Source organism: Citrobacter sp. Cpo069, assembly GCF_030332785.1.
GTDB lineage: Bacteria > Pseudomonadota > Gammaproteobacteria > Enterobacterales > Enterobacteriaceae > Citrobacter > Citrobacter portucalensis.
Genome location: NZ_JAOWHD010000055.1, coordinates 1 through 16823 on the forward strand (window position 1 = coordinate 1; position 16823 = coordinate 16823).

A 16823-nucleotide genomic window follows, 5' to 3' on the forward strand; every position below is an offset into this window, starting at 1 on the left:
AAAAAACCCCGCCGAAGCGAGGTTAGTGATTTGGATAGAAAGCAGCTTCTACGAATAAAGTCGCGTATCGATGTAGATATACTGTTTTTTAAATCGTGGTGTGGGGGCCAGCCCGTTAATCTGTTCGCTATAAATGGAATACCCACCAACGATGTTGTCATACGCGCGAGCCGTCAGCGTCCCATAAATATAAATCCCAGCAGCTGGATCTAACGGGACCAGGTAATTTGAGCTCATACCGGATACCACTGCCGCCGGAAGACCGACATTAACGTCGTAGTTTGCACCATTGCCATTTCCTGAGCCGTTCCACGGATTATCTACAAAATGAAGCTCAAGCGGCAAACAGTCAGTGTTCCAGACCATATCGCCGTTGGAGTTGTACACTGCCATTCCCACACCATGCGCAATCGGAACAACGTTTGCGAACACATAGACATGACCGCCTACCCCATTGCAATTTAAATTCAGGTTCCATTTCCCATTTGAAGCAACCGGAATAACATAAGCGGCCCCGGTTGCCGAATCGTTACGAATAAAGGAAATCACGTTTGCCGTAGCTGGAATGTCTGTGGGGATCGTCATATTTCCAGTGAAGCGATATACACCGATAAAGTTCATCGGTGTGACTTCAGGACTAATAAACAGGCTCCCATCTTCGCGGAAAATTTTTAAACCATAACTCATTTGTACATCACCAATATTGGCTGATTTACTGACGCGTTAGACCAGGTAACCGTGCCATTGGCAACGGTCGCCGTTGCCGGAGTCTGGCCTTTTGAACCGCTTGGGGTGAATATGTTTTGCGGGTCCGCGACCAGAGTTTTTCCCTCAACAACCGGATAAGCCTTTGTGCCTGACGCTGGAGAAGTGATAACTGCGGCAACGAAGGTGGGATTGAACCGCCCCACCAGCTCATTCCCCTTAGCGTCGAACAACTGCACTCCGTAAGCCATAATCATCCCCTTTACATTGGTAGTTTGTCAGGTGTTCAGTAGACTTCCAGCCAGGAAAGAATCGAACATAAAGACTATTAACCGGCCTGACCCAATACGTCCCATTTTTATCAATGCGGATCTGTTTGATAGAAACTGTCGCAATATGAAGTTCAGCACCGGCACCTAAATGCGAAGAATATGCAGCCGTACAATCAACACTTTTAACTCCACTATTTAACGCCCCAGAAATAGAGGCGCAACCGCTAATACTTGCCAACAACAACCCGAAGAGTATTATTTTTGTCATATACCTTCTGTCCATAGTTATCAATTGTGGTCCTGCCATCACCAGCATTAGAACCATTAATTTCAAACGTTCCGTCCGATTTCATGATGGTGCCCGTTTGTCCCTGAACATAATTTGCGGAGCGCAGTTCGCCAATTTTTGCCAGCGTGATTTGGCCATACTGGATAAACGCATCGCTGATAAAGACCTGACCATTGACCACCGCAAACGGCGAATATTGCGTATCACTGCTGCCACTCATCAGGGCGAACTGATTGGCGTTAAATCCGACACGAGTGACTACCGGCTTACCCGCTTCCGCCAGCACCGCAATCGACATTCCGGCGTTATACATCACGCCGTTAATCCGGACTCCGGTTTTGAGGGTGTAAATTGCAGAGGCTCCGGTAGCATCAACCACGGCGGTGAGCTTATCTTCCAGCGCGGCAGTCACATCATTGAACTGCGCCTGCACCTGAGTGGACATTTCAGCCATCGCCTTATCAACATCTGCAATAGTCGTTTTGACCACCAGAATATCCGCGCGTACTTCACCATACTGCGCCCACTGGTGTTCCACGGTTGCATGGTTGGCCAGCGCGTTCTGCAGAATACCTTCAAGGTTGGTATCAATATCGCCCGTCAGACGATCACCATCAGCAGAGGTGAGAAAGTCATCCGCAATATCCCCCAGGTAATCATCTGCGTTCGCGTTGGATTCGCCACGAACCCAGTCGGTCCAGCCTGATTCATTACCCGTTCTGTCAACCAGCTGCGCGCGGTACCAGAACTCCTGCCCCGCCTTCAGTCCCAGTTGGGTGTATTCGGCTGACGGATAAGGCACATCCGACAGCAATAGAGGATTAGAGAAATCACTGTTCGCGGTGTACTGAATTTCCGTTTTCAGCGTATCCCCGGTGTTAGCCGGGAATCCCCAGTTCAGACGAATCCCCCAGTTGATCGGCGTTGTCGCAAAGCCGACAGGTTTCGGTGGATTTCCCACCTTGCCCGTCAGCGTTTTCTCTTCGGAGTAGCCCCAGCCAGAGGAAATTTCAGCGGCATTAATGGCACGCACACGCACGAGGTAGCGCCCTGCATAAATACCCGATACATCAAATGAGGTGGTGGAGCTGCGCGGCACGTTTACCCAGTTACCATCATTGCGGCGCCACTGTGCCTCGTAGGCGATAGCATTCTGCGCCTGGTCCCAGCTCACACGCATGGTTTCGACGCTGATATTCTGCTGCACCACTGAAAACGAGCTGATCACAATGTTAGCCGGCGGCGACTGGTTACCAGGCGGGATTACACTAACGGGCCGCTGGTCAATGATGGCTCCGGTATCGATACGGGCATATTTATCCGGGTCATGCCATGCGCCGGTAATAGAGAAAGTGCCATCATCATTATCGGAGACGCTGACAACTCGATACTGCTGGGCGTAGAGTTCATCTGACTCAACCACCCATACAGCTTCGGCCTGTGGTGTCTCACTGTATGCCGTGGTGACTGTGACTGATTCCCCGTTAACCGCCTGAATAGTCCTGCTCTGTGACGCACCGGAGGGAAGATTGAGAATAAGGCGATCGCCTGCTGCTGCATCAGCTACGTGGTCAAGTTTAATCACGCGACCGTTAACAGCACTGATGCGGCCGCCCATAACTTTGCCGGACAGAAGCTCGTCTGACACGGCGATGATGTATCCCGGCTGCGGAATGTTTCCGTCCAGGCCAACATCAAACGAAACAACGCGATCCTTATTGTTGGTGAGAATACCCCAGCGCCCCTTTCGGTTAGCTTCTGACTGCCGGGTGCAGCCGATGGCTGTCATTTCCAGCTGATTAAATCCGTACCGGGCCACCAGAGGCTGCTCAAATACCGGCTCCATCGCATCCGCATAAGCGTTACCCGGATCAGACCAGGAAACCAGCGCGGTGGTATACCGCGTTTTTGTCGTGCTGCTGGAATAGGTAAAGCGTCCGTCGATAACGTTAGCGCGGGTGTAAGCGTAATCCACATCTCTCGGCATATCGGCAAGCGCAACAATCTGATCACCGCCCCAGTACGTCATACCCCGGAATATAGCCGCGAAGTCACGCAGCACAGTGTAAGCGTCATTCCTGTCCTGAACATAGACGTTACAGGTATAGCGTGGCTCTGTCCCGCTTCCACCCTTTCCATCCGGTACCGGCTGATCGCAATACTGCGATACCTGGTACAACGTCCATTTATCGATGTTGGCTGCACTCAGGCGATTACCCAGACCAAAGCGATCGGTAATAACCAGATCGTAAAATATCCACGCCGGGTTATCGGTCCAGGCCCACTTAAACGCACCCTGCCATGTACCACTATAAGTCCGCGTATCGGGGTCATAGTTATCAGGCACGCGGATCACCCGGCCACGTGGTTCACAGGATATCTGTGGAATCGAACCGTTGAACTGACTTGAATCGAATTCTATGTACAGCAGCGCGGTGTTCGGATAGCGCAGCTTGGCATCAATCACTTCCGTGAAGCTTTGCAGCGTCATCGTGTCGCCGATCTTGGCGCTGTTTGCGTCAGCGGTAATCTTACGCAGTCGGATTGTCCAGGTGCTGCCAGCCTGCGGTAAATCAATACGGTGGCTGCGCTCATAACCAGACGTCGTTTTGCCGGTTGCGCTGGTATTAAGCATGGTTTGCCAGGTCCCACCATCAGTTTGCAGGTCTATTGCATAATTGATGGAATACCCAACCAGATCGCCGTTGTCCTCCTGCTTAAACAGTGAAGGCCATTTCAGCCGCAGGCGAACGGCTGATAGTTGGGTGTTGGTAAATGTACGCGTCCAGGTTGTTGCGCTTGATACTTCAGTTCCAACGTTGATTTCGTTTTCGGTACCGGGAATGCCCTGAATGTAATTTTGTGCCTGAGTTCCCGCGCGAAACTCCCACGTCACGCCGCTAAAGTTTTGGGAGCCATCGGCGTTTTCCAGCGCCGTGCCGTCCAGGTAGATATTTTTTCCGGTTAATTGCCCTGCAAATTCCCCTTCCCCAAGCGCAACGAGGATTTTGGCCTTCGCTACAGATTGCAGATCATCAGGCTGTTCGGTAGGGGTTCGTGAACTGGAACTGCCGCCCTTGCGGCCTTTTATCGGGGTTGCTGTAGCCATATTGCGCCCATAAAAAAAGCCACCATAAGGTAGCCTGAAAGGAAGATTATTTTGTTATTGCTGGTCTTCGACGTATATACCAGCAGAGATGATCGCCCCACCAATACGCCTGCACCCGTATAGAAGTGGAACTGGATTACCCTGAGCAGCAGTGTTAGTTACACCACCGAATGCATACGATGCCCGATTTTCGGCATCCTGTTTGCTGGCAAGCCCTGCTGGCTGTGGCGAAAGCATTTGGATTACGCCTCCAGCCATTAATGCAACACCGGGTGCGACCAATGCCATACTTGCACCGCCAGTAAAACCTGACAAAGCGTAGCCAGCTACAACAAGGACGGCACCTAATATGGTTTGTAACAGGCCAGCTTTTTTACTACCAATAACTACTGGCACGATCCGGATCACTTCACCTGTCGCCGGAAAGCCTAAATCATCTTCCCCAATATTTTTCTTTCCTCGAAAAACTGCATATGTCAGACCGCGCTGTTTACTTGAATTCATGAAGGCCTCAAACCCTTTCACTGTTGCAGCTAGGGCTCGACAAGCTTCTCGGGTTGAGCTAATTAAACGATGATGCGTCTTACCAAAGGTTTTGCCAAGAATCCCGCTCAGTTCAATTTGGGTCATAACTTCTTGCTGCATACTATTCTCCAATAAAAAAGCCACCCGGAGGTGGCCATTTATAAAATGACTCGAACTATATGGTTGATGCTCTGATATCAAGTCCGGAATTAGTATCTCCGGTGATGCGGAATTTTTGATGTTCACGAGCATTGATCTGCGTGGCAGTCTCTTTGAGTGGTTGTCCGACCTGCATTCCACATAATCCTTTACCTTTTGAATCACCAGATATTCCTAGAATATGTCGGCCGGATGTAACATTGATATCGATCGTTTCTCCCGTATCAATTCTTGCATAGGATTTTCCATCAATAGTTACTTCTACAAAGCATCCACCTCCAGCAAACCATCCTTGATCTCGTGTAATTGTTATCACCGAGTCACCAGCCCCCTTCAGCAATACACGTTCAGATGGTACTTGTTTTGCAACGGTAGAATTCACCGCCGTGGTTGAACACCCAGCAACGCTAAGCGCAATTAGAAGCAGCAAAGTCTTTTTCATATCCCTATCCCCTTTGGTTTTGCAAAAGGTTAGCACAGAGACTTATACCGTAGAACCTTCATCGTCCGTTCCTGCCAGTAGCCGCCATAAGGCACACGCTGACTCAAATGGCCATAAAGATGGTGGAGTAGCATATTGCCTTCCAGCAGGATCCCTGCATGGTTCCACTTATTAGCCTGGACCTGCATGATAACCATATCACCTGGCTGCGGCACGCCACTGAATTCACGGAATCCGCATTCATACCAGCAATCATGGTAGAAGTTTTCGGGGTAACTGTCCTCCCACCAGGGATAATCCACGCGGTAATCCGTCAGCTCAATGCCGTGCGTTTGCCGGAAATAGCTCATCACCAGCCCCCAGCAATCGAAGTGACCGAGCACAAACGGGCGCTCCAGTAGCGGCAGCTCGCCCCGCGGCTGAATGGTACGCAGATCCCCCTCCGGCCAGCTGACGATGTGCCACGGAAGTAACATAGCGTCACACTGTGCCTTATCCAGTTCGCTCGCCTGCGTCGTGGCATCCGGGTGGCTGTGGACAATGGCAATCACTGTTCCCCAGTCTTCGGCAGCGGCGTAATCTTCCGGCGACAGGTGGAAATGCTCTGTCGGATCGGTTGCCAGATTACGGCAGGGAATGTACCGCTGCACCCTGCTTTTTTGCACCACTACGCCGCAGCATTCACGCGGATATTCAGCAGCAGCATGCGCCATAATGGCGTCGATAATTTTCTGACGCATATCAGCTCCTGATCAGGGATGTGCCAGGGAAGCCACCGAACGGCAACTCGTTCCCCTCGCCATGCCTCAACTTGCACGCAGTGAGCGTACCGGGACATTCATCGAGTGACGGATCGTTAACCGGGTTGTTGTGCTTGTCGAAATAACGCGTTCCGGCATAGTCACATCCATCACCTGAGCGATATTTGTTACGGATACACCAGGTACAAAGCGAATGTAGCTGGCGCGTCGGGATCATCAACCCCTGCAGGTCCATTGGACTGGACAACGTAAACGCCACCACCTCGTTGGTTTCAGTGCTCTTGGCGTCAATGTAAAACACCTTCAGCTTTTCCTGCTGCGGATCCGCTGACGGGTTTCCCTCCGGATAGTTTTTCGCATCCAGATACTGCGCCAGCGTGTCATGAATCGTGACCTTTGCCTGCAGCAGGTCATCATAAGTAAGACACAGCGCCGTAATGGAACTATCCAGGTTAGCTACCGACAGCGTCGGCTGCGCGCTGGTCCCGTCGGTCGCCGTCTCAATACCCTCGATCTGGCAGGGCCAGGCTTTATATTCCTGCCCCTGCCACCAGATTGATTTCGCCGGTAGCTTTTTTTCATCTCCACCAGCAGCGGCAATTTCATCGGGAGTGTGGACAATGTTGTGGGCGTGGAAGCGGAGAACGTCGGAAACACCAAATGAGGTGCCATCGACATCAAAAAGTCGGACAACATTGCCCGGCTCAAGTTTCTGATAATCACTGTTTAAGCTCATGGTGCAAACGCCTGTTCAAATGTGGCTGATACGGTTTCAACCGTTTTACTTTTGGTGACGCGCTGCAGGCTGTCTGCCTCAACGCGCCAGAGCGCAAGATCACCGCCAGGCGGGGTAAACGAAAAGGATTTCGTCTTATGGCGCCGCAGGAAAACATAGATATCCTTGACGGTTCCCGGTTCGCCGGTAAATGAAAACTCATAGCTGAGCGTTTCATCATTCAGACCGGCACCTGACACTTGCTTATAGCCATCACCAAACTGTGCCGTGCGGACGGTATCCTTACTTTTCAGGGTCGGCTGGCTGGATGCTTTAATCCGCCATGCAAAATGCTCGATCGCCATTGCTTACCTCTGTTTTGTTGCATTCCAGATGATGCCACCTGGCCGGACTTCTCTGGTGATACCTTCCCTGATGGAGCTGTTGATCACCTGCTGATAGGCTTTCCCCAGCGCATCGCCGCTTCCTTTCTGTTGACCGGAATCCCCCTGGCTTGTTGTAACCGAAACCGGCGCATACACGCTGACACCAAAAGGAGAAGCAACGCCAGCGCCACTCCCCCCGACCAGGCCACCAGTCGCATAACCGCGCATCATGCGATAAAGGTTGCCGACACCGATTCGGTTGGTGGCTTCCTGCGTAAAGACAAACTCTCCACGGTGCACCACACCTGCTGGTTCATACTTGCCGCCGGACCCGGTATAACCACCACCAGCAAAACCCAGCGCTGACGTGGCGGAACTGACCAGGCCAGCCATAGCCTGCTTCATCAGAATCTGCGTCAGCATCGACAACGTGGAACGGGTGAAATCTGCCCAGTTTGCTTTCCCTGTCGTCAGCATATCGGCCATATTCTGGCTGATACCATCGAATGTGGCTGAAGCAGCGGACTTCATCGAACCATAGGCATCAGCTGCTGAATCGGCATAGTCAGCCCACGCTGATTTCGCCCCGGCCTGCCAGTTGCCACGTAGCTCGTCCTGCGCGGCATAATATTTCTTCAGTGCATCCAGTTCGTTCTGATAACCCTGATCGGTGTCCGTACCGCCGGCATTCATCCAGCCCTGCCGCAGCTGTGCCTCTTCGTTTTGCCGCTGCGCGCCGCGACTGCTCATGCTGCCCCCGGCCACAAGCGCTCGGGTTTTCTCCCCAATCTGGGTAACGTACTTCTGCGAGCTGTCCTGCAGGCGGTTTAACCGTTCCTGGGCAACAATCTGATCGCCCAACCGGGCATTCACTTCGGCCCGCGCCAGTACCTCGTCTTTGTTCGCCAGCACCGATTTTTCATCGGCGGTCAGCGCGCGCTTTTTGGCGGCCTCTTCCAGCACCGAAAAGCGGGATTGCTGTTTCCACAATTCCTGCCGCTGCTGGCTGATGGTATCCGTGATGCTCTTATGCTCCTGCAGAGTGCGTAACTGCGCCTCCAGCTCCAGCGTTTGCGCGCTGGCAGTATCGACGCTTTTTACTCCTGCAGGTGTTTTCACCGCTGAAGGGGCTTTGGGTTTCTTCAGCGAGTCGTCGTATTCTTTTTTCGCTGCTTCCAGATTGATGTTGTAGTCAGCCTGGAGGATCCGACCGTCTTTCAGCGCCTTGTTCAGTTCATTCTGACGGGCCGTGTACTTCTCCAGCGCAGTCTGCGTCTTTGCATAATTCGACTGCGCCTGCACGGCATACTTCTGGCGGTCAGATTCAATCACCGCCTCGCGCGCGGCGTTATCCTCAGTTGCCTTTGCCACACTGGCCTGCTGTTGCGCCATTTCCAGTGCAAGGCGGGCAGATTCCCGATCGTTCCAGTAGCTGGCGCGCGCATCATCATTGACATAACCATCACCTTTACGCAGATTCCAGATTTCATCCGCCCGCTTAAAGGCCGCTTCAGCTTTGGCAACCATCTCCTGCGTGGTGTCAGGCCGCCCGATATCGAGCGCTGCATCCCACATCGATTTAAAGGCACGCTTCAGGCTGTCGGCAGCAGACTCAATCGACCCCATATTGTCGCGCAGGCTCTTTGTCTGCTCACGAAAACCGTTCGTCGCCGCATCATTAGCTGCCTGCAGCGCCCCGGCTTCATCCCCGGCACGCTGCAGCTGCGCCACATAAGCAATCTGTTCCGCTGTGACGTTGTGGAACTGCTGCGCCATGGCAATCAGACCAGAGGTCGGATCGTTCGTCAGTTTGCCGAATGCCGCCGCCACCTTATCGACCGGCACACCCGACGCATCGGTAAATTTCGCTACCGCCTGACTCATCTCATCGAACCGGGCACCGGCACGCACTCCGGCGTTGACCAGCTCCGTCAGCGCGCTGCTGGTCTGGTTAAACGTGAGTCCCGCCTGCTCGCCGGATTTCGCCAGCACCAGCATGCGGTTTGAGGTCAGCCCGGCAGTGTTACCGGACAGGACCAGCGTTTTGTTGAAATCAGACAGCGTGGACGAGCCCTGATACCAGGCGTAAAACACCGCGCCAGTGGCGGCCGCCAGCGCGCCAACACCTACCATCACCGGCGATATGGTGCCCAGCAGCGCCCGAAAGGTCGGAATGATACCGCCGAAGGAGTCTTTCACCTGACCGCCCTGCTGCAGCAGGATAAGCCACGGACTCTGTCCACCGGCCAGTTGGGTGGCGATATCCGTAAACTGCGCAGGCAGCATACGCATCGCCGCGTTGTACTGGCCGACAGAAATACCGGCCTTCTTCGCGGCGCTCTCCTGGCGGGTAAATGACTGCTGTACCTTCAGCGCCGAGTCATTCGCTGCGTCACCCGTCTGCTTAAACTGCCTTTTTACGTACTCCATCTGCTCGTTGAACTTTGACGAGTTAACATCAAGATTAACGACCAGGTCACCCACTGCCGTCTGGGCCATAGCGAACACCTCCTGAAATGCCCTCGGCCTTTGCCATCAGCACAGCGTCACCGGGTTCATCGTCGGCAATATCCTCCGCTGAAGGTGAAAGCAGGCTGAAGCTGGCAGGGGTTGATGTGGTTTTGGGGTCAAGCGCGGTAATGACGATATGCATCAGCGAGGAAAAATGTGCATCCAGTTGCACATCATTAAAAAAATTGTCCTGGTAGAACGTTCGCCAGTCGGCGTATTCCGTTGACGACATATCAGCAAGCATGGCGCGCCAGTCCGGGCGGCGAAATTCACGCGCCAGTTTCAGGACGAATGTCAGCTCGCTGGCGAGGACTTTTCCAGACTGACCGGCTCAGTCACAGCAACATCCTCTGGATCATTCGCTTCCTGCAGCGGCACCATGCCGGACAGCAGCTTCACGCTGTACTCTGCTGCGGAAACAATCTCCAGCGGCCAGGTCATCAGTACTTCATTCTGGATCTGCTCAACGTCTTCTTTCGGCGTTTTGTGCGCCCCTTTCAGGGGATGTCCATGCCATAAAGACATGGCCACCAGCAGTGCGCCGGATTTAATCGTCATATCCATCGCCGCCTGCATGTCGGCATCGGTGATACTTTCCAGCGTCTTCAGGTGTTCAAGATGCTCAATACGCTGCAGCGCCGACAGTTCGTAGAGCGTGACGGTCTTGCCGTTGCGTTCGAACGGCTCACTTTTTAAAAACATGGATTACTCCAGAAAGCGGGGCCACAGCCCCGGAAGTCAGGCAACGGTGACTTTACAGATCGCGACAAACAGCCCGTCGTTAGTCATCACAATAATGTCAGCGGTTCCGGCTGCAATACCGGTTACCGTCAGCACCGTACCGGCGACAGTCACCGTGGCTTTACCTGCATCCGTGGTGGTGGCCCGGAAAGATGGATCGCTTGCGCTGGCTGGCGCCACGGTGACATTCAGCGTGGTGGTGGCAGCAACCGCAACGGTGGTGGTCGATTTATCCAGGCTGACGCCGGTTACGTCAATCACTGCAGCAGCGCTGTCTTCAGCAAGACCAGGTTTGCCGTTGTTGCTGATTTTGACAGAACGGGTAATGGTGTCTTTTGCCGTCACCGTTTTACCCAGGCTGCTTACCCAGCCACGGAACACATCGATGGTGCCATTCGGGTATTTGATTTTGTACGCCAGCACGGTACCGTCATCAAACCAGCGAACCAGATCCTGCTGCCCGCTCTCGGCAGGTTTCCAGGCCAGCGTAAAACTGGCCTCCCCCGCCGATTTCTGGCCCTGTGAAGTGGACGTCCAGTCAGCATCCGCATCATCCAGATAGGTGTCGTCGTTTGATTCGGCAGTCAGTTCACCGGGCTGCAGGTCTTTAATCTTTGCCAGGCGCGTCCAGTCAACATCCGATAATGGGTTAGCGAACGGGTTGCCCGACCCGGAATAAATCCAGAGTGTGGTGGTGGCACCCTTTACCGGCGCCAGTGGGTTTGGTGTAGTCATTACGTCCTCACATAATGTAGCTGATGGAATAACTGAGGTCGGCAGATCCCCACGTCATGGCCTCTTCATCGCGCTGATAGTCATACCTCTGAGCCGCCATCAATTCGAGAAGATTTGCCAGTTCGGGAACATCAGCCATTGCCGGATAGATGCGGTCCTCCATCCAGGAATCCAGAGCACTGTCTGTAGCCGTGGCTTTTAGAAACACCTCAACATGCAGCACGGCTGTCCACATATCTTCATCAACACTTTCATCCGAGGCTCGGGCGTCAGAAAGGTAAACCGCAACCGCCGGAAGATCCTGCTCATCCAGAAACCCAGGACGACCATCGAACCATGTCACTGCATCTGAGATATTGCGCTGGAGCGCGGTTAGTACGGCTTTGCGGATATCACTGTTTTTCATCGTTTAAGGATCAGCCTCAGTTGGTTAGACAGGTTTTGTCGCATAATTTGCGGCATACGTTCGTCCATAAGTTTTGGCACTTCAGCCCGGAACGTTTCGGTCAGAGGAACGGAAAGGGGAATACTGACCACTTCAATGGGATACCGACTCTTTGTGGTACGCCGCAAGACATGCCAGCGACCGTTTGCCAGTTGTTGAATAAAGGCCCCGGGAAAACGAAAACGCCCCACACGCAGCTCACTGTTCGCACCTGACTTATCACGTTTACGCCGTGACAGACGCATACTGGATGGTCCCAGTTTGATAGCGGGAAGATTCCCGCGGTTTATGCGAATCAGAGCGCGCGGCTTCTCCACCGTAGCCCGACGTATCCGTGCACGCTGCCTGACCAGTTTTCGGGGAACGCGGGTTGATTTCGCGACAGCGGACACACTGCGATTGACCGCCTGCGTGGCGATACGGTTCACCGTCTGGGCGGAAGCGCGCGGTACAGCTCTTTTACTGATGCTGTTCAGATTAGCAATGGCCTGCTCCAGCCCCTTAATCGACATACTCCCTCCTGCTTACTCGATAAAGATGCGCGGTTTGCCGTTAAAGCGTTCGTGACGGGTAAGATGGAATTCCTCCCCTTCAAAAATCACCACGTCATTACGACGCGGCCTGTATCCTGCAGTAAACACCACCAGCGATCGCCCTGTTCCGCTCAAAGGCCCCATTTCTTCCAGAAACTCAGCCGGAATAACAATCATGGGCTCCCCGTTGATGGTCGCTGGCTTGCCCATTTTGTTCACCGTGACCGCATCCATGCGGTTGACAAGTCTGTCAAAGGGATTAGGCATTGATTTTCACGGCTACAATTGCGGAACTGGCAGCAGCATCTTCCCAGGCAACCCCAGCCAGATCGGCACCTGTCGCGTCGTTCTGCACTTTTCCATCTTTTATATGAACCTGCTCACCGATGGTGATCGCATCGGTAGTCAGCTTAGGCAGCAGGAAAACACCTTCGGTAAAACCGTCTCCCGTCTGGCCTGCCGCAATATCAGTAATGGCAATCGCCACGACTTTCCCCACCATCACCGGCGAACCACTCAGGATCTCAACGCTGCCCGTGTTGGCAATCTCAATAGTTTTGCCATGCTGTACAAAATTCTTCGCCATAAATTCAGTCTCCATCCAGCCCCATACGGGGCCGAATTCAGATACAAAAAAAGCCCTTATGGGCTGTGATGTGCTGCTTGAGTGGAAGGGATTATTTCCCGGTTGATTTCGCCAGGCCGCGATAATCCAGAGGAGATACACCGGCATCGATGCGCACTTTGGTGGCAATACCGTCGGTCGTGAAGCCTTCCTGCTGATCGATATACGGAGTATCAACGCCGTTCAGGTAAGCCACTTCGATGGTGTCCGTGCCCTTAGCGGCGGCCAGATACCAGGCGCTGGTGTCTTTGGCGTCAAGACGCGGCTCCGCGATAACTTCAGCAAAGTTCTGAATTGGGTTCATGATACCGGCGTTGATATCCGCCCCTTTCACACTGGCAGACTTGATCGTCTGGTTTGCCAGGGTTTCGAGCGCGACAGGCACCAGCATGAATGCCGGGCGAATATTCAGGGGACGCTCACCCTCTTTCTGCAGACGCATCATCTTGCGCGCTTCATCAAGGCTGGCTACAGAAATCGCGCCTGCGGAGATATTGCCGTGATCAGCATGGAACAGCGGCTTGCCATCAGACAATTTCGCGTTTTCGGTCAGAACGGCATACACCAGATCGCCGATCGTCCCTTTTGCCGCGCGGCCCATCTTCATAGGTACATCGGTTAACTGATTCAGATCGTCGTTGATGATCGCCTGACGGGTAATAGAGAAGATTTCCCCGTAGGTGGCCAGCGCAATGCTTTCACCTTTATCTTTGGTGGTCACATACTTATATTCAGCCCCCTCGCGAACCTGGCGCAGGGAAGAAAAACCACCAAGACCGACACGATGTGCCGTTTTAAAGTCTGACAACTGGCCTTTCTTAGTCCACTGCTCGAAAGTTTCTGCCGCTTCCTCCCAGCCCTGCAGCAACGCTTTATTAGCAACATCGAGCAGGATATTACCGAAGTCAGACGTGCTGTGTGTCAGTGCCATACCGACCATCTGCATCGGGTTATAGCTGGAAACGCCGATGCCGCGCTCGGTCAGCGCCATACGGGCATATTCGCGCAGCGTCATGCCGTTATAGACGTTGTCCCGCTCCATGCTCTCGAAGCCCGCGCGCGCCATCAGCGCCTGGCGGACACCATCTCCAACAAAGTTACCGTTCCCGGCGTAAATATGCGCATCCGTGGTTTTATTCGACGGTGTAGCATTTTTGCCCAGCGCCGCCAGCAGTTCATCTTTAGCCTGAGCCACTGTGCACTCCGGATCCGCGATGCATTTATTCTGCAGCTCATGATGCTTGCCGCCGAACATCGCAAAGAGATCGTTGATACCATTTACGCGGCTCTTTTGCTCGGCGAGAACCTGAGCACGGATTGTCGCTTCATCTGATGCTGCCGGCTGAGGCGTAGTCACCTGCGGCTGAGGTTGTTGTGGCTCACGCGCAGTGATATTGCGCGGTGGGGTGATCATGTTGCGAATGCTGTTTGGCATCTTTTCAAAATCCTCGATACGTTTTGATTGAATACAGGCCATTGCCTGCAGAGAGGTAGTGACCTGATCGGCAAAGCCATGCGCTAAGCATTCTTTACCGTCCATCCAGGTTTCATCGTCCAGCATGGCGGCGATTTCTTCGGTCGTTTTTCCAGTTTTCTCCGCGTAGGCAGGGATCAGGACAGACTCGACCTTATCCAGCAGATCGGCATAATCCCGCATGTCGTTGGCATCACCACCCGCAAATCCCCATGGTTTGTGGATCATCATCATCGTGTTTTCCGGCATAATTACCGGGTTGCCAACCATCGCAATCACCGAAGCCATTGAAGCTGCCAGACCATCAATGTGAACGGTGATTGCCGCGCCGTGATGCTTCAGGGCATTAAAAATGGCGATGCCATCAAAGACATCGCCACCGGGCGAATTGATGTGAAGGTTGATATGGGTAATATCGCCCAGCGCCTTCAGGTCATTCACAAACTGGCGCGCCGTCACCCCCCAGTAGCCGATCTCGTCGTAGATATAAATATCCGCTTCGTTGTCGGCGCTGGCCTGCATACGGAACCAGGAATTACTTTTTGCGCTGGCTTTCGGACGGTGGTGCGCCCGGTTCTTTGGCTTCGGCACTTGTGCCTCCTTTGTCATTGGCAGGGTCAGTGTCAAACACCAGCCCCATCTCTTTGTTTTCGTCGATCTCTGCCTTCCGGCGCGCCTTCACATCGTTCGGGTTACGTCCGCTGGCGCGGACCCAGTCGGATTCCGTTGCCGCTCCGCCCCGGATCTGTAACTTCCAGGCATTGGCCTCTTTAACCGGATCGATCCACGGCATAACAGGGCCGGAATACACCGCCGAGTACAGCGACTCCATATCCAGACCGCGGGGTAATTTAATCTCGCCAGCGGCCACCGCCATTTTCAGCCAGGCGCGGTACATTGGCCGGGTCACCGCGCCAATAAACCAGTCCTGTAAAATGAGATAGCCATCTGTTGATTCCACCAGTTCCTGCCGCTGCGCGCTGTAGGTGCCGTTGTAGTTTCTGGCTGTGCTTGAAAAGCTGAGTCGGCTGCCTGCTGCGACAGCGCGAAGTTGCCCATTACGGAAGGTTTCAAGGTTAGGATTGGGCCGGTCAGATTTCACCATGCCGATATCTTCACCAGGCTTCAGATCGTCATAAATGATGCCTGGCTGAATCATCACTTCCCGATCATCATCATCGGAAGAACTGTTACTCTCTTCGAAGCTTTGCCCGTCCCCCTTTTTGATGTACATACCCAGCGCAGCAGCAATACGTGCGGCGGTGAGCTCAGCATCTTCATACTCTTTAAGTGCGCTCAGACGCATCAGTACACCGGATAGCATCGATACGCCCCGGGTCTGGTGCAGACGGCGGACAAATTTAAGATGCAGCATGTTTTCCGCATCCACTTCTTTGGTATCAAGCTGACGGCCTGAAACGGGCAGGCTTTTATAAACCTGATATTTCCTTGGTCTGCCCCAGTTGTCGACGAATACCCCCTGATTAAGCTGGCTGGCAGCATCGCTGTTCATGGGAATAAAATCTGGTTCAAGCGCTTCAAGCCAGAAGGGGATACCGGCTGCTGGCGTAAGACCATTCCCGGTTCCACTGACAAGCTGGGCAAACACTTCGCCATCCCGCAGCCAGGTGCGCAACATCAGGCGCTCAAGCATCGGGCGGGTAAACTGGTTCGTGACATCAGGCCTGACAGACCATTCTGCCCATTTATTACGGATCTGATCTGCCAGCTTTTTGGCGATTTTACCGTTCATCAGTTTGGGATGGGGTTCAACAATAATTCCGGCTTTCCCCACCACCCTCTCTTCCAGCTTATCGAACACCCCAATCACCAGATCGTGATTGTTATCGAGCCACCGGGCCTGCTCCCGCAGTGATACCGCCCCCATTTTGCTGAGCTGATCAGCTGAACGATTTTCACGGCGCCCTTTGTGCGTTCTGGTCGGGGTAACGGCTTCATATGCCCTGATTTTCGCGCGCGCCTGCAGACGGGCTGCTTTCCAGCCAGGCGAAAAGACCCCAATCGCATCATCTAAAAGGCTCATTCAAACCTCGCCAGTCGGTAACCGGGTCGCCCGCGGCGATGAGAAATAAGAGAAGAGAGCCGACGCTCCCACTCCTGACGCCCTTTTCGGATTTCCGACAGGTTCTCCATCGTCATTTCCTGCCCATTGAAACGGATAGTTTTGCCATCCAGCACCGCCATTTCGGCTTCGGTATATCGCTGGATCATGGTTTCAATATCAACACGGTTCACAACCATCCTCCTGATGTACTCCAGGGGTTAGAATCATCGGTTACGGGATTTTTCCGCTTCCGTTTTTTGGTGGGTACTGGTTCTGGTGTCTGGGATGCCGCTTCGCCAGCTTCCGGCGGCGCGTTCTCCAGCCAGGTTTC

Annotated in this window: 19 protein-coding genes; all 19 read right to left on the reverse strand. The window is 53.5% G+C overall.

What is annotated here, in order from left to right:
• Nucleotides 1–48: 48 nt before the first annotated feature.
• The 19 genes from OGY08_RS14430 to OGY08_RS14520 all read right to left on the reverse strand — a co-directional run bounded on the left by OGY08_RS14430 (nucleotide 49) and on the right by OGY08_RS14520 (nucleotide 16683).
• Entirely contained in the window at nucleotides 49–687 is a 639-nt protein-coding gene (locus OGY08_RS14430; RefSeq protein ID WP_126317848.1) for a hypothetical protein, read from the reverse strand.
• The gene (locus OGY08_RS14435) at nucleotides 684–956 is read right to left on the reverse strand and encodes a hypothetical protein (RefSeq protein WP_008322429.1); all 273 of its coding nucleotides are present in this window, start codon (nucleotides 954–956) and stop codon (nucleotides 684–686) included. Before OGY08_RS14435 ends, OGY08_RS14430 begins: the two co-directional genes overlap by 4 nt.
• A 245-nt stretch (nucleotides 957–1201) precedes the next feature.
• The gene (locus tag OGY08_RS14440; RefSeq protein WP_286565944.1) at nucleotides 1202–4375 is read right to left on the reverse strand and encodes a TipJ family phage tail tip protein; all 3174 of its coding nucleotides are present in this window, start codon (nucleotides 4373–4375) and stop codon (nucleotides 1202–1204) included.
• A 54-nt stretch (nucleotides 4376–4429) separates the two neighbouring features.
• The gene (locus tag OGY08_RS14445; RefSeq protein WP_181213046.1) at nucleotides 4430–5020 is read right to left on the reverse strand and encodes a tail assembly protein; all 591 of its coding nucleotides are present in this window, start codon (nucleotides 5018–5020) and stop codon (nucleotides 4430–4432) included.
• A gap of 55 nt (nucleotides 5021–5075) precedes the next feature.
• Complete coding sequence (locus OGY08_RS14450; protein ID WP_008322436.1) at nucleotides 5076–5501, reverse strand: hypothetical protein; 426 nt, start codon at nucleotides 5499–5501, stop codon at nucleotides 5076–5078.
• 29 nt (nucleotides 5502–5530) lie between these two features.
• A complete protein-coding gene (locus tag OGY08_RS14455) occupies nucleotides 5531–6241 on the reverse strand; it encodes a C40 family peptidase (RefSeq protein ID WP_286565947.1) in 711 nt (236 codons plus the stop codon).
• A 1-nt stretch (nucleotide 6242) separates the two neighbouring features.
• Nucleotides 6243–6998, reverse strand: a complete 756-nt coding sequence (locus OGY08_RS14460) for a phage minor tail protein L (protein ID WP_286565543.1) — start codon at nucleotides 6996–6998, stop codon at nucleotides 6243–6245.
• Nucleotides 6995–7342 carry a phage tail protein gene (locus tag OGY08_RS14465; RefSeq protein WP_125363803.1) on the reverse strand — a complete coding sequence of 116 codons (348 nt, stop codon included), beginning with the start codon at nucleotides 7340–7342 and terminating at the stop codon, nucleotides 6995–6997. Before OGY08_RS14465 ends, OGY08_RS14460 begins: the two co-directional genes overlap by 4 nt.
• A 3-nt stretch (nucleotides 7343–7345) precedes the next feature.
• Nucleotides 7346–9862 carry a phage tail tape measure protein gene (locus tag OGY08_RS14470; RefSeq protein WP_126317845.1) on the reverse strand — a complete coding sequence of 839 codons (2517 nt, stop codon included), beginning with the start codon at nucleotides 9860–9862 and terminating at the stop codon, nucleotides 7346–7348.
• Nucleotides 9840–10118: a phage tail assembly protein T gene (locus OGY08_RS14475; protein WP_286565540.1), complete on the reverse strand. Its 279-nt coding sequence runs from the start codon at nucleotides 10116–10118 to the stop codon at nucleotides 9840–9842. Before OGY08_RS14475 ends, OGY08_RS14470 begins: the two co-directional genes overlap by 23 nt.
• 50 nt (nucleotides 10119–10168) lie before the next feature.
• Entirely contained in the window at nucleotides 10169–10576 is a 408-nt protein-coding gene (gene gpG / locus OGY08_RS14480; protein WP_008784480.1) for a phage tail assembly chaperone G, read from the reverse strand.
• A gap of 36 nt (nucleotides 10577–10612) precedes the next feature.
• Nucleotides 10613–11350 carry a phage tail tube protein gene (locus tag OGY08_RS14485; protein WP_286565538.1) on the reverse strand — a complete coding sequence of 246 codons (738 nt, stop codon included), beginning with the start codon at nucleotides 11348–11350 and terminating at the stop codon, nucleotides 10613–10615.
• A gap of 7 nt (nucleotides 11351–11357) precedes the next feature.
• Nucleotides 11358–11756, reverse strand: a complete 399-nt coding sequence (gene gpU / locus OGY08_RS14490; protein WP_125363801.1) for a phage tail terminator protein — start codon at nucleotides 11754–11756, stop codon at nucleotides 11358–11360.
• Entirely contained in the window at nucleotides 11753–12307 is a 555-nt protein-coding gene (locus OGY08_RS14495) for a phage tail protein (protein ID WP_008784477.1), read from the reverse strand. Before OGY08_RS14495 ends, gpU begins: the two co-directional genes overlap by 4 nt.
• 12 nt (nucleotides 12308–12319) lie before the next feature.
• Entirely contained in the window at nucleotides 12320–12595 is a 276-nt protein-coding gene (locus OGY08_RS14500; protein WP_125363800.1) for an ATP-binding protein, read from the reverse strand.
• Nucleotides 12588–12914, reverse strand: coding sequence for a DUF2190 family protein (locus tag OGY08_RS14505; RefSeq protein WP_008784475.1), 327 nt, complete (start codon nucleotides 12912–12914; stop codon nucleotides 12588–12590). The genes OGY08_RS14500 and OGY08_RS14505 overlap by 8 nt, the downstream gene beginning before the upstream one ends.
• 91 nt (nucleotides 12915–13005) lie before the next feature.
• Nucleotides 13006–15018, reverse strand: a complete 2013-nt coding sequence (locus tag OGY08_RS14510) for a ClpP-like prohead protease/major capsid protein fusion protein (RefSeq protein ID WP_353622339.1) — start codon at nucleotides 15016–15018, stop codon at nucleotides 13006–13008.
• A complete protein-coding gene (locus OGY08_RS14515; protein ID WP_044700357.1) occupies nucleotides 14963–16471 on the reverse strand; it encodes a phage portal protein in 1509 nt (502 codons plus the stop codon). Before OGY08_RS14515 ends, OGY08_RS14510 begins: the two co-directional genes overlap by 56 nt.
• Complete coding sequence (locus tag OGY08_RS14520; protein ID WP_125363798.1) at nucleotides 16468–16683, reverse strand: DUF6148 family protein; 216 nt, start codon at nucleotides 16681–16683, stop codon at nucleotides 16468–16470. Before OGY08_RS14520 ends, OGY08_RS14515 begins: the two co-directional genes overlap by 4 nt.
• Nucleotides 16684–16823 lie beyond the last annotated feature (140 nt).

Bases quoted from the DNA above. Each gene is read 5' to 3' on its own strand.
- OGY08_RS14495 (WP_008784477.1), bottom strand. From the start codon at position 12,307: ATGTCGATTAAGGGGCTGGAGCAGGCCATTGCTAATCTGAACAGCATC.
- OGY08_RS14505 (WP_008784475.1), bottom strand. From the start codon at position 12,914: ATGGCGAAGAATTTTGTACAGCATGGCAAAACTATTGAGATTGCCAAC.
- OGY08_RS14430 (WP_126317848.1), bottom strand. From the start codon at position 687: ATGAGTTATGGTTTAAAAATTTTCCGCGAAGATGGGAGCCTGTTTATT.
- OGY08_RS14470 (WP_126317845.1), bottom strand. From the start codon at position 9,862: ATGGCCCAGACGGCAGTGGGTGACCTGGTCGTTAATCTTGATGTTAAC.
- OGY08_RS14440 (WP_286565944.1), bottom strand. From the start codon at position 4,375: ATGGCTACAGCAACCCCGATAAAAGGCCGCAAGGGCGGCAGTTCCAGT.
- OGY08_RS14500 (WP_125363800.1), bottom strand. From the start codon at position 12,595: ATGCCTAATCCCTTTGACAGACTTGTCAACCGCATGGATGCGGTCACG.
- OGY08_RS14435 (WP_008322429.1), bottom strand. From the start codon at position 956: ATGGCTTACGGAGTGCAGTTGTTCGACGCTAAGGGGAATGAGCTGGTG.
- OGY08_RS14465 (WP_125363803.1), bottom strand. From the start codon at position 7,342: ATGGCGATCGAGCATTTTGCATGGCGGATTAAAGCATCCAGCCAGCCG.
- gpG (WP_008784480.1), bottom strand. From the start codon at position 10,576: ATGTTTTTAAAAAGTGAGCCGTTCGAACGCAACGGCAAGACCGTCACG.
- gpU (WP_125363801.1), bottom strand. From the start codon at position 11,756: ATGAAAAACAGTGATATCCGCAAAGCCGTACTAACCGCGCTCCAGCGC.
- OGY08_RS14445 (WP_181213046.1), bottom strand. From the start codon at position 5,020: ATGCAGCAAGAAGTTATGACCCAAATTGAACTGAGCGGGATTCTTGGC.
- OGY08_RS14485 (WP_286565538.1), bottom strand. From the start codon at position 11,350: ATGACTACACCAAACCCACTGGCGCCGGTAAAGGGTGCCACCACCACA.
- OGY08_RS14475 (WP_286565540.1), bottom strand. From the start codon at position 10,118: ATGCTTGCTGATATGTCGTCAACGGAATACGCCGACTGGCGAACGTTC.
- OGY08_RS14455 (WP_286565947.1), bottom strand. From the start codon at position 6,241: ATGCGTCAGAAAATTATCGACGCCATTATGGCGCATGCTGCTGCTGAA.
- OGY08_RS14460 (WP_286565543.1), bottom strand. From the start codon at position 6,998: ATGAGCTTAAACAGTGATTATCAGAAACTTGAGCCGGGCAATGTTGTC.
- OGY08_RS14515 (WP_044700357.1), bottom strand. From the start codon at position 16,471: ATGAGCCTTTTAGATGATGCGATTGGGGTCTTTTCGCCTGGCTGGAAA.
- OGY08_RS14450 (WP_008322436.1), bottom strand. From the start codon at position 5,501: ATGAAAAAGACTTTGCTGCTTCTAATTGCGCTTAGCGTTGCTGGGTGT.